Here is a 12,588-nt window from a genome sequence, read left to right as displayed (position 1 = left end):
GGATGCAGGCCACTATTTCTGCAGGGCCTGCATCAGATTCCGGGCCTCGCTGATCTGCGAGTCATTGCCTTCACTGATGACCTCTTCGAGAATTTCCTTGGCACCGTCCACATCACCCATCTTCTGGTAGGCGTAGGCGAGATCAAGCTTGGTAGCAGCCTCGTCGTCATCAGACAGAAACTCGAGATCGTCTTCAGCACCCTCAAGGGCTGACTCTTTATCCGCGGAGAAGAAATCCAGATCCCCAAGCTCAACAGCCGCTTCGGGGGTGGCAGCTTCTTCGTCCTGCCTGTTGTCCGCCACGACGGCATCGGCGGACCGGGAATCCTCATTGGCGCCCGGCTGACCCTGATCATTGGCCGCAGCCTCTGAGGATAGATCAATTCCCGTGGCTTCATTCTGCGAAGCGGCTTCGAGCGTAATCTCGGAGTCGTTTTCCGCTGCATACTCGACTGTTGTAGTCTGGTCTTCCAGTTGCTCATCTGACTCGGACAAGTCAGCTTCCTCACTGGCCAGATCAACAAGCACTTCTTCACGAGCCTCTGATTCCGGTGCGGACCCGGAGGCTGCCTCACTGTTCTGGTCTGCCTCCGACGGATCTTCAAATTCTATATCGAAGTCCTGCCGGGTCTGCTCCTCTTCATAATCCAGGTCCACCTCAATATCTTCGCGGGCAGTTTCCTCCTGGTGATCAAGATCCAGTTCTATATCCGCTACGGAAGGCGCTGCCTCATGTTCGCTATCAAGATCCAGCTCGATGTCACTGGTTGAGTCAGACCCACTGTCATCCAGCTCAAAGTCAATCGCATCGACTTCCCCGTCCTCTCCCTCTTCTCCAACATCTACAGCGTCCTCTTCGGTCAATGCAAAGTCGACGCTGCGCTGCTCCGATTCAGGATCTGCCGTGGCGGAGTCCAGTTCATACAGTTCCTCGGAATCTGAATCACCTTCTTCAGGCGCGTCACTCAGAGAAAAGTTCAGCGACTCTACTTCCGTTTCCGTTTTCGTTGCTAAATCGGAAATCTCTGCCTCATTGTCTGGCTGGTCGAACGCATCGATGCCCTCACTGCTCAGGTCAAAGTCGAGTGTCTCCAACTCATCATCTTCTGAACCGTCGTCGAGAGGAGTCCTGACTTCCTCAGCACCATCGTTGTCCACCTCAGCTTCGGCCAGCCCTTCGTCTCTGCCCGCATCGGTAGTGAAATCGATTCCACCACCATGGTCAGTCTCGCCGCTGTCACTCTCGCCAACATCGCCTATTTCAGTATCCAGTTCAAAATCGATACCGGCATCGCTGTCAGCGCTTTCTGCTTCGTTGCTGTCCACAGCGGCCGGAGTCGCCCCGCCATCACCAGGCTGATCATCCTCCTCGTCCAGAAAATCATCGATATCAAAGTCCATGACGTCGACATCTTCTTCCACTGCTCCCGCCTGCTCTGCGTCGTGATCCAATTCAAAATCGATGACTTCGTCGTCATCCAGTTCTGACGTTGATTCCTCCAGCCCGTTAAGCGGTAATTCTGCTTCTGAATCCTGCCCTGCGGCAGTTGAGTCTGCCCCTGAATAGGTGAGTTCGTCTACGGAGTCGTCCGGCTCGTCATCGTCCCAGACATCCCCAAGCGTTTCTTCGCTGACCTCGTCAATTTCGTCGAAGCCCCCAAATTCCTCGTCGTATTCCTGTTCCGATTTGTCAGCATCGCCGTACCCACTCATTGCTGCGCCGGCCAGTCCAGCCCCCGCCAGGGCCGCAGCCTGGGGCAACTCGTGCTTCTCAGCGCCCAACTCATCATCAATCCCGGAACCCGGCACTGCGTTACGTAACAGGACGGTATCGTCCTTCTCAGGCCCCAGATCATCCGCAAGACCCTCTTCCAGCCCTTCTGCTGCAGCAGCCCGGTTTCTCCGCATCAGCAACATGACTGTCAACAGAACCACCAGGAGCACAACCACGACCAATACTGTACTGCTGCTGGAAAGTACCCGGACCACGCTGTCCCGAAAGCTTGGAGGCGTGGTCTGAAGAGGTTGTGCAGAGGCTGTCGCAGGGGGTTGTTCCTGCGGCTCACTCTGAGGCTGAGCTGAAGCCTGGGCAGCAGCCTCGACCAGTGATTGTTGTAATTGCGCCAGTTGCTGATCCTGCAGCCTGATTATTGCCATTGCCGAAGCGATCTGTTCATCCAGGTCATTGAGGCGTGAAAGCAGTTCCGCCCGCTGAACGCCAACGCGGTCAGCTTCTTCTTCCTGCAAGGCAAGCTGATTCTCCAACGCCGCAATTCTGGCATCCAGTTGACTGTTCTCTGCCTCCAATGCCGCGCTGCCGCCGCTGGCGGACGGCTCGGCGTCTTCAGCGGTTAATACCCTGAGTTGCCCCTGCCGGTCCGCACTGGTGAGCGAACTGGGCCCTGTACCTGGCGCAGTGAGTGGCTGCGCATTGAGGTCCGCCTGCTGATTCTGGCGGGATACTTCGGAAACCGCCTGCTGCTGATTAATGCTGCGGATCTCACTGAGATCGGGAATCTGCAGTGTCGCCCCCGCCTGCAGACGATTGATATTACCGTCCACGAAGGCATCTGGATTCATCCGCTGGATAGCCAACATGGTCTGCTGAATAGAGACCGTCTCGCCCGGACGAACCCGCATGGCAATTTCCCACAGCGTGTCGGAAGACTGAATCTCCAGACTCTCAGGGCGCGACGGGGTTTCAGAAATAACTTGTTCGTTTCGAGGCGCTGGCGCAGCGGTGTCGCGCTGAGGTTCCGGGGCGGCTTCTTCAATCCGCGTTGCCGTTGGACTGCTGCTGTCGGCAATCTGTTCAACCTGGCGACTGGCCGCTGACTCTCGCTGTACCACCCCCTGCTGGGGTTCCACGACCGGGCTGACTGGCTGATTGATCGGTTGCGCGACTGACTGCCCGTCACTGAATACCGGCAGGTCCAGCAGTACCGTGTGTTCGCTGAGGATTCGGCCGCTGGGCCAGCGGGTGTCCAGGATGAAGCTGAGAAATGGCTCTCTGACGGCCTGGCTGCTGGTGAGTACCACGAACACGCCATCCGCCGTGCGCTCGATTTCGAAATTGACGCCGGACAGGAAATTGCTCCGCTCCAGATCAAACCGTTCGAAGTCCTGCTGGGCAGCCATCTGCACGGTTATCTCCGCCGGGCTCACTCCCCCCAGATCAACCACTTCAATGCGCGCCCTGAGCGGCTGGTTAAGCGAAGATTCGAGGGACAACGTGCCCAGACCCAGGGCATACACCTGACTGACTGCAAGACAACAGATAGCGGTGAGAACGGCAGAAGCTTTGCGCATCATAAAGTCTTTCCTACAAACGATAATTTCCCTGATTCCCGAGTCAATGCCAGTGATGCGGTCTCGCCGATCCAGCTTGCCGCGAATCACCTGGCAAGCCGAACAACTCGTAATTTGATATTTTTATCCCTCGAAAAACAGCAACTTGGATTCAAATTCTCAAATCAGCATTAAGCCACTTTCCTTGACTCAGGGCGTGATTTTCAGCACCCTAGGGATAAGTTTAAGGAAATTTGCCTGCAGTTGCCCGGATTTCGTCAAATTTATTCTTAGACGAGCTCTCCACTACCGCATGCAAGTATTCATTATAAATAGTCTTTTATCAATAGCTCGGCGATCTGAACGGAATTCAGCGCCGCACCTTTGCGCACGTTGTCGGAGACGACCCACAGGTTCAGGCCGTTTTCCATGGAGATATCCTGACGTATCCGACCTACGAAAACTGCGTCCTGGCCCACAGAATCGGTAACAGCCGTGGGGTAACCGCCGTCCTTCCGCTCATCTATCACCACCACACCCGGCATGGCTTTCAAAAGCCGCCGGGCTTCTTTATCCGATAGGGGCTTTTCAGTCTCTATCTGCACGGCTTCCGAGTGCCCGTAGAAAACGGGAATCCGGACGCAGGTGGCGCTTACCTGGATGGAGTCGTCGCCAAAGATCTTGCGGGTCTCCCAGCACATCTTCATTTCTTCTTTGGTGTAACCATTATCCAGAAAAGTATCGATATGCGGCAGTGCATTGAAGGCGATCTGCTTTGGATAGACTTCACAGGTGGCCTGGCGACCATTAAGCAGATCCGCAGTTTGCTTGGCCAGCTCCTCGATCGCCGCCTTTCCGGTTCCTGACACAGCCTGGTAGGTCGCCACGGAAATGCGTTTGATCCGGGCCGCGTCATGGATGGGCTTCAGGGCCAACAACATCTGGATGGTCGAACAATTCGGATTAGCGATGATATTGCGGTTCGTGTAGGCCGCAATCTGCTCCGGGTTGACTTCCGGCACCACCAGAGGGATATCGTCGTCGTAGCGAAAATGCGAGGTGTTGTCTATGACGACGCAGCCAGCCGCGCCTGCTATCGGGGCAAACTCCGCCGACACGCTGCCACCGGCCGAAAACAGGCCAATCTGGGCCTGGGTGAAATCAAAGTCGGCCAGATTCTGAACCATGACCTGGCGGCCTTTGAACATGATTCTCGAACCCGCCGAGCGTTCGCTGGCCAGCAGATACAGTTGATCCACCGGAAAATCACGCTGCTCAAGGATGCTCAGCATCGCCTCGCCTACCGCGCCAGTGGCACCCGCCACCGCTACGTTATACTTCTTCATCGCTTATTCTCTCTAATTAATCTGTTTACGCCCCGCCCCGGGACCAGGCACGGTAAAATTCCTGCCCACAGCCTGGCCCCTCCCTGGAGCTAAGCCTGAGACTGACCTGATTGCACAAAATACCAGGGCGAACGAGTACGCCACTGGTCTTCAAACGCCTTGATTGCCTCTGCGTCCTGAAGCGTCACGCCTATTTCGTCCAGCCCATTGAGCAGACAGTGTTTCTTGTATTCGTCCACCTCAAAAGTGATGACCTCCCCCGTCGGGGTGGTAATCGTTTGTCCGGCCAGATCCACCTTCAGCGAATAACCTTCGGTCTGTGCCACCTCATTAAATAACCTTGAAACTATTTCTTTCTCTAAAACAATCGCTAATAGACCATTTTTAAAGCAGTTATTGAAGAATATATCCGCAAAGCTCGGTGCAATTATGACCCGGATGCCATAATCATCCAGGGCCCACGGGGCGTGTTCCCGCGAGGAGCCGCAACCGAAATTTTCCCGGGCCAGCAGCACGGTACCATTCTGGTAACGGGGCTGATTCAGGACAAAATCAGGGTTTAAGGGGCGCTTGCTGTTATCGGCGTCCGGTTGTCCTTTGTCCAGATAGCGGTGCTCGTCGAACAGATTGGGGCCGAACCCGCTGCGCTTGATGGATTTCAGAAACTGCTTTGGAATAATGAAGTCGGTATCTACATTAGCGCGGTCCAAAGGAATAACTATGCCTTCTTCTGTACTGAATTTTCTCATCGGTTAACTTTCCTGTCTGATAATTAGTTGCTGGCCTGGCGAATATCAACAAAGTGGCCCGCTACCGCAGCAGCCGCTGCCATGGCGGGGCTGACCAAGTGCGTGCGCCCTCCAAACCCTTGACGTCCCTCGAAATTACGGTTGGATGTGGAGGCGCAATGTTTGCCTGCCGGCAACTGATCAGCATTCATGGCCAGGCACATCGAACAACCCGGCTCCCGCCACTCCAGGCCGGCTTCCGTAAACACCCGGTCGAGCCCCTCTGCTTCCGCCTGCTTTTTAACCAGCCCTGAGCCAGGAACCACCATGGCCAGCTCAATGGAGTCAGCCACTTTCTTGCCTTTCACCACCTGGGCGGCTTCCCGCAGATCTTCAATTCGTGAATTAGTGCAGGACCCGATGAAAATATAGTCCAGTTGAATATCACGGATCGCCGTGCCAGGTTTTAAACCCATGTAGTGAAGTGCCTGCTCCATGTTGCCCCGTTTACTGGGATCACTTTCATGTGCGGGATCCGGAATCTGACCGCTGATCGGCGCAACCATTTCGGGAGAAGTCCCCCAGGTTACCTGCGGCTCAATTCCGCTGGCCTCCAGTTCGACGACCTGATCGAACCGCGCATCAGGATCGCTGACAAGATCTCTCCAGGCCTCGACAGCCCGGTCCCACAGCTCCCCCTTTGGTGCGAAAGGGCGGCCTTTGAGATACTCGAAGGTAATCTCGTCGACGGCCACCAGCCCGGCCCGGGCACCGGCTTCTATCGCCATGTTGCAAACGGTCATACGCCCTTCAACCGACAATGAACGAATAGCCTCGCCGCCGAATTCGATGGTATAGCCGGTTCCCCCTGCTGTGCCGATTTTACCGATGATGGCCAGCACGATGTCTTTGGCTGTCACACCCGGGCTCAGCTGACCATTGACGCGAACCAGCATGTTCTTCATTTTCTTCTGCAGCAGGCACTGGGTTGCCAGCACATGCTCCACTTCGGAGGTGCCGATACCATGCGCCAGGGCGCCGAGGGCACCGTGGGTAGAGGTGTGAGAATCACCGCAGACGATCGTCATGCCCGGCAATGTGGCCCCCTGCTCCGGTCCGACTACATGGACGATGCCCTGACGTGCGTCGTTCATGCCCAGTTCCAGGATGCCGAATTCCCTGCAGTTTTCGTCCAGGGTTGCCACCTGAATGCGGGAAATCGGGTCCTTGATCCCCTCAAGACCCTGGCTACGCTCCTCCCGAGTGGTGGGAATATTGTGGTCCGGGGTGGCCAGGTTGGCATCAGCACGCCAGGGCTTACGACCTGCCAGGCGCAGGCCTTCAAAGGCCTGTGGTGAGGTTACTTCATGGATAAGCTGCCGGTCGATATAGATCAGCGCCGTGCCATCATCACGCTGCGTTACCAGGTGTGCGTCCCAGATTTTGTCGTATAAGGTCTTTCCTGCCATGTCTTTATTTCCTTCGTGCTTTGAGCGAATCAGTGAACTGCTGGCGTGAAATTTATCTTATTGAAAACCAACAATAAAATTAATAATTCTCATACAGGTTATAGGTAAAAGTTATAGCGCCGGATGACCCGCCGCTCAGGAGTCAGTGATGGCGGTGTTCTGAGCTCGGTGGCGCAGATAATGATCCATAAGTACGATCGCTACCATTGCTTCGGCTATGGGCGTTGCGCGAATGCCGACGCAGGGATCATGTCGACCCGTAGTGACGACTTCGACAGGGTTGCCGTTCACATCGATTGATCGACCGGGAATTCGCAGGCTTGAAGTCGGTTTGAGGGCGATACTGGCAAGGATATCCTGACCGCTGGATATGCCGCCCAGGATACCCCCGGCATTATTGGACAGGAATCCCTGCGGGGTGATCTCGTCACGGTGCTCGGTACCTTTCTGCTCCACACAGGCAAATCCGGCACCAATCTCAACACCCTTGACGGCATTGATGCTCATCAGCGCCGCTGCCAGTTCGGCATCCAGGCGGTCGAAGACCGGTTCGCCGAGACCAGCAGGAACACCGCTGGCCACCACGTTAATCCGGGCACCGATAGAGTTCCCTTCTTTGCTTAAGGCATTCATGTACGCCTCCAGCTCCGGTACTTTCGCTGCATCGGGACAGAAAAAGGGATTGTTCTCTACCTCATCGAAATCGATATTTTCAGCCCGGATCGGGCCCAATTGACTCAGGTACCCTCGAATCAGAACCCCTTCATGAAGGCGCAGGTACTTCTTGGCGATCGCACCGGCAGCCACCCGCATGGCGGTTTCGCGGGCAGAGGAGCGACCGCCGCCCCGGTAGTCGCGCAGCCCGTATTTTCGCTGATAGGTAATGTCTGCATGGGCCGGACGAAACTGATCCTTGATCTTGCTGTAATCTTTCGAACGCTGGTCGGTATTCTCGATCAACAGGCCGATCGGCGTTCCTGTCGTTCTTCCTTCAAACACACCGGACAATATCCTTACCTGATCTGCCTCACGGCGCTGCGTGGTAAATCGTGACTGCCCCGGCTTGCGCCGCTCCAGATCGACCTGCAGGTCTGCCTCGCTGATCTCCAGACCCGGCGGGCAGCCATCCACGATGCAACCGATAGCCGGCCCATGGCTTTCGCCAAAGCTGGTTACAGTAAATAGTCTGCCAATGCTGTTGCCGGACATGAGATTCAAGGCCCTTCAGGTTAGCGGCAGGAATCAGCCTGCCTGTTCGGGTATGCTCTGACAAAAAGCACCGCATTGTACACTACTTGAAGCGTTCCCTGTACTTGGCGAGCTGGTCATGTGTGAGCATCAACACCCCCTCCCCGCCCTGCTCGAACTCAAGCCACAGAAAGGGAATATCCGGGTATCGTGCACTCAGCTCCGGGTGGGAATAACCAACCTCCAGAATCAGAATGCCGTCCTCGTTGAGGTGGTCGACAGCTTCCGCAAGAATCCGCTTCGGCAATTCCATGCCGTTGTCCGCTGAGAGCAGGCCCGTAGAGGGCTCATGATTGAACTCCGCCGGCAAGTCATCGATTTCCTGCTGACTCACGTAAGGCGGATTGCTGACGATCAGATCGTAGCGTCGCCCAATCAGGCCGGTAAACAGATCCGAACGAATCACTCTGACGCGCTCCTCAAGCCCATGCAGACTGACATTCTCGCGGGCCAGATCCAGCGCATCTGATGAGTTGTCCAGCACATCTACGCGGGCTTCGGGAAATGCCAGTGCAACAGCGATACCTAGACATCCCCCACCACAACAAAGATCCAGAACAGTCTGCGGGTCGCTGGCCAGCAACGGGTTGAACCGCTGCCCGATGAGTTCAGCAATTGGCGAGCGGGGTATCAAGGCACGGTGATCAGACTTGAACGGGTGGCCGGCAAACCAGGCGGTCCCGACCAGGTAAGCGGTAGGTATTCTGTCTTCCAGGCGCCGCCGGGCCCTTTCCTCGAGCAACTGCAGCTCTGACTCCGACAATTTGCGCTGCAATGCGGTTGGAAAATCCTCAAAGTCCAGTGACAGGGTGGCGAACACAAGGTAACAGGCCTCATCCCAGGGATTGTCTGTGCCGTGTGCATAACACAGGTCGGCCTGCTCAAAGCGCTGAGACAGGGTCTCTATATAGTCATTGACTTTCATGGCCACAGCATAACAGGGATGCCAGCAGGGAAAAAAATCTTTACCCGAATTCGCTGTTGTCGTAGGGTAGCGGATCATAGCAAACAGCAGCAATTTCCGCCCCCGCCAACCGAGGCCACTGATGGACAACGCTTACAGGCAAATTATTGATGCAATTGGAGAAGACCCCGAGCGCCCTGGTCTGAAAGACACCCCCGCACGGGCAGCGAAAGCCATGCGGTTCCTTACTCAGGGCTATAATCTGAATATCGACGACGTTATCAATGGCGCACTTTTCCCTTCCAGTTCCGACGAGATGGTCATCGTCAAGAATATCGAGCTTTACTCGATGTGCGAGCATCACCTGCTGCCATTTATCGGAAAGTGCCATGTAGCTTATCTTCCCAAAGGCAAGGTTATCGGCCTGTCTAAAGTAGCCCGGATCGTGGATATGTTCGCGCGCAGACTGCAGATTCAGGAAAGTCTTACCAATCAGATCGCCGAAGCGATCCTAACTCAGACCGAAGGGACCGGCGCCGGCGTGATTATTGAAGCCCAGCACATGTGCATGATGATGCGCGGGGTGGAAAAACAGAATTCTGTAATGACGACTTCCTGTATGCTCGGGGCGTTCCGCAACAGCCAGTCTACTCGTAACGAATTTCTTTCACTGGTCAAATCCGGCTGACGGGTTACTGCAACACCAGCTCCACCCGCTCATCGCAATCTCCCTCGCTGCAACCCGGCGCCAGCGGCCCAATGCCCCGGGCCAGCACCCGGTCTCCACTAATGCCTTCCAGCAGAAGCTGCTCCCGGACCTGCTCGGCGCGCCGTTGCGAGCGTTGCAGCAGACTTGCAAGCCCGCCTGATCCTCCAAGGTGGGCGACCACATAGACTGCCAGGTTTCGATTCTGCTCCAGCAGGCGAACTACAGCATCGATACCTGAAGCCTCTGTCAGTCTGTCTTCCGCATCGAACACCAGACCGTAGAGCCGAAGACTGCGGGATTCCAGCAGCGTCCCCAGAGCCCCCTCCCCCTCCGGCGCAACGTTATCCGCTGCACCGCCATCCAATCCGGATTCGAGTATTTCCAGATGAGCGAGAAGTCGCTGATTGGTTCGGGTGGTGACATAAACAGCAAGATACGCCGCGGCACCTTGATCGCCATCGGCTCGCAATGCCATGTAGTACTGATTTCGCTCTGGGCCATACAGCGAGCGATTGTCAAATACCTCATTGGCCCAGTAATTGCTGTTGCCGCAACCCCTCCCCTCGCAACTGTACAGGGTTACATAACCATTCCGTTCCGCCTGGGCCCGGAAGAAAGCGATCACATCGGCACCATTGTATCCGTCAGGAATTTCGTAGGTCAGGCGGGTCAGGTCGCCGCGCAGGCGGTCTGCCTGCTCGGGCACAACACGGCCTGCAATGCGGCGCATATTGCCAAGCACCAGGCGATAATTGACGTCGGATTCTTCAGCGTATTCAACGATCGTGGCGCCGGAAAAACGTGCCATCAAAGAATGATCCCGCGCTTGCGACACTTCTCCAGGAAGTTGGGCGGCGGCGTGTCCTCCCCAGCACAACAAGAGCAGCGCACCGAATAACAGTCGCAGGTTTGGTGGTGCAGAGTATCCCACAGGCTGATCCATCATTTGGTTATCCAGTGTCAGTGTGCGCCGCTATGGACAGGTTCGAGCCCGACAGCTGTTCAGATGGGTCACTTATCCTGATTCTCAGCCTCTTCGTTATCGGAAGCAGGTCCATTCTCATCGGCTGTCCTGCCCGTCTTCAGACCGGCAAACAGCTCCGGCCCTGCTTTACTGTTCCTATTCCTGTTTACGTTGACCTTGATGTTGGCAAGACTGAAAACGGCTTCGCTCGAGGCCTTGTCATTGCCGTCATTGTTTTCGCTCTGAGATGTAGGTTCATGGTTTGACATGGTTCTTTCCTTTTTTAGGTGATTCTGTTCTGCAATTGACCGCTCATCCGGTGGCACCGGAATCCGAGGGTTTTTTTTTACCTCCGCGTCAGACCCTGCCCCTTCGCCAGCCTCGGCCTTCCGCAGATCGGGCTCCTCGGCAGTTTCTGTTGCGCGGCCAGGCGTCCCCGCCGGGCCTGTGGATTCTTCCGAGGGGTCGGCCTGGTCAGGAAAAGCACTGAACGGAAAGGGCCGGCTCTCCGAATTATAAGTAAGAAAACTGAGAATCTGATTGACGTATTCCGCGAGGTCGCCCCCCAACAAGCGCAGATTCCGGTTGTCGTTACCGGTCAGAATGCTGAACAAGGCCTGTGCCAACGTGATGAATAAAAGCACTATCCCGACCACGTAAAGCGCCAGCCCGAAGCCTAGCATGAAAAGTATTCGCAGCCACGTGGATCGTTGTTTCAAATTTCCAGCCACGCTGTCAAAATCATCATCCATGGCCTACTCCTCTCGATTCAGCCGCTTCTCTTCTTTAGCGGCAAACTCAACATCCAGCGCCTGTTCACTCTGCATCAATGACGGGATTATTTTTTCGATGGATTCCCCTTCGTAGATCACGCGATAAAGCGCACTGGCCAGAGGCATATAGACGCCCAGTTCATCGGCCCTCTGCTTGACCAACTTCAGGGTATTCAGGCCTTCTGCAACCTGGCCAACTTCCTTGATCGACTCGTCGAGGGATTTACCCTTCCCCAGGTTGTAACCGATACGGTAGTTTCTGCTGAGCGGCGTGGAGCAGGTTACAATGAGGTCACCCACCCCGGCCAGCCCCAGGAAAGTCATCGGGTCTGCACCCAGTTCCCTGCCGAATCTCGCCATCTCGGTCAAACTGCGGGTAATCAGCATGCTGTTGGTGTTGTGCCCCATCCCAAGGGCGGCCGCCATGCCGGCAACGATGGCGTAGATGTTTTTCAACGAGCCACCCAACTCGATGCCGTAGAAATCGTCGTTGCTGTAAACCCGGAAATAGTCTGAAGCCAGTATTTCTTTGACTGTCTCGCGCACACTCGCGTGTTCGCTGGCAATCACCGTACCGGTGAGATCCCGACGGGCTATTTCCTTGGCCAGGTTGGGACCACTCAGAACACCGACCTTCGCCAGTGGTGCTTCCTGGCGAAGAATCTCACTCATCAGTAAAAACGTGCCCCGCTCTATGCCTTTGGTGGTGCTGATCAACATCGACGTCGGGGGAAAGAAATGCCGCATGAGCCGGACGACGGCCCTGAATGAATGGCTTGGTACTGCCACAAAGACGATGTCCGCTTCGGAGACAGCGGTTCGCATGTCATTCGTCGCCGTGACGTTCTCATGCAGGTGATAACCGGGTAGGTATTGTGTATTTTCGCGTTGCTCGTTGACCTGACGCGACATCTCCCTGCTGCGCATCCAGAAAAAAACCGGATAGCCGTTCTCGGCAATAATGTTAGCGATTACCGTACCGAAGCTGCCACCCCCAAGTACGGCTACTTTTTTGATATCCATTTATTGGCCAAAAGCGAATCGTCGGGCCGCCAATGATAGTCCGATTTCAGTGAGATAACCATGATGGAACCCTGCAGGACGCTATCAGGGTGCGACACATCAGTCCGATGAGAACGGATAACATTCTCTTCCACGC

General features: G+C 55.5%; 10 protein-coding genes. 1 reads left to right on the top strand and 9 read right to left on the bottom strand.

The genetic code is table 11. The features are described from left to right. Positions 1-12 precede the first annotated feature (12 nt). The 6 genes from R3F50_16240 to prmB all read right to left on the bottom strand — a co-directional run bounded on the left by R3F50_16240 (position 13) and on the right by prmB (position 9,082). Positions 13-3,312: a FimV/HubP family polar landmark protein gene (locus R3F50_16240; protein ID MEZ5491845.1), complete on the bottom strand. Its 3,300-nt coding sequence runs from the start codon at positions 3,310-3,312 to the stop codon at positions 13-15. 302 nt (positions 3,313-3,614) lie between these two features. Next, a complete protein-coding gene (locus R3F50_16235) occupies positions 3,615-4,634 on the bottom strand; it encodes an aspartate-semialdehyde dehydrogenase (GenBank protein ID MEZ5491844.1) in 1,020 nt (339 codons plus the stop codon). An 89-nt stretch (positions 4,635-4,723) separates the two neighbouring features. Then, a complete protein-coding gene (leuD, locus tag R3F50_16230; GenBank protein ID MEZ5491843.1) occupies positions 4,724-5,383 on the bottom strand; it encodes a 3-isopropylmalate dehydratase small subunit in 660 nt (219 codons plus the stop codon). Positions 5,384-5,406: 23 nt separating this feature from the next. Next, positions 5,407-6,831 carry a 3-isopropylmalate dehydratase large subunit gene (gene leuC / locus R3F50_16225; protein MEZ5491842.1) on the bottom strand — a complete coding sequence of 475 codons (1,425 nt, stop codon included), beginning with the start codon at positions 6,829-6,831 and terminating at the stop codon, positions 5,407-5,409. Positions 6,832-6,966: 135 nt separating this feature from the next. Beyond that, complete coding sequence (gene aroC, locus R3F50_16220; GenBank protein MEZ5491841.1) at positions 6,967-8,040, bottom strand: chorismate synthase; 1,074 nt, start codon at positions 8,038-8,040, stop codon at positions 6,967-6,969. A gap of 82 nt (positions 8,041-8,122) precedes the next feature. Then, a complete protein-coding gene (gene prmB / locus R3F50_16215; protein MEZ5491840.1) occupies positions 8,123-9,082 on the bottom strand; it encodes a 50S ribosomal protein L3 N(5)-glutamine methyltransferase in 960 nt (319 codons plus the stop codon). 43 nt (positions 9,083-9,125) lie between these two features. Here prmB and folE point away from each other — a divergent pair, with 43 nt between their 5' ends. After that, positions 9,126-9,671 (top strand): GTP cyclohydrolase I FolE, encoded by a 546-nt coding sequence (gene folE, locus R3F50_16210; protein MEZ5491839.1) that lies wholly within the window; start codon positions 9,126-9,128, stop codon positions 9,669-9,671. Between the two features lie 4 nt (positions 9,672-9,675). Here folE and R3F50_16205 read toward each other — a convergent pair whose 3' ends face one another. The 3 genes from R3F50_16205 to R3F50_16195 form a co-directional block, all read right to left on the bottom strand. Then, positions 9,676-10,638, bottom strand: coding sequence for a DUF4892 domain-containing protein (locus R3F50_16205; protein MEZ5491838.1), 963 nt, complete (start codon positions 10,636-10,638; stop codon positions 9,676-9,678). Between the two features lie 65 nt (positions 10,639-10,703). Further along, on the bottom strand, positions 10,704-11,408 hold the full coding sequence (locus tag R3F50_16200; protein ID MEZ5491837.1) for a DUF4389 domain-containing protein: 705 nt from the start codon (positions 11,406-11,408) through the stop codon (positions 10,704-10,706). 3 nt (positions 11,409-11,411) lie between these two features. Then, on the bottom strand, positions 11,412-12,452 hold the full coding sequence (locus R3F50_16195) for an NAD(P)H-dependent glycerol-3-phosphate dehydrogenase (protein MEZ5491836.1): 1,041 nt from the start codon (positions 12,450-12,452) through the stop codon (positions 11,412-11,414). Positions 12,453-12,588: the final 136 nt, after the last annotated feature.

This window comes from Gammaproteobacteria bacterium, from assembly GCA_041395725.1.
In the GTDB taxonomy this organism is placed as follows: Bacteria; Pseudomonadota; Gammaproteobacteria; order Pseudomonadales; family Pseudohongiellaceae; genus NORP240.
The sequence above is the reverse complement of the archived record's forward strand: the minus strand, read 5'-3'. Positions and strand labels throughout refer to the sequence as shown.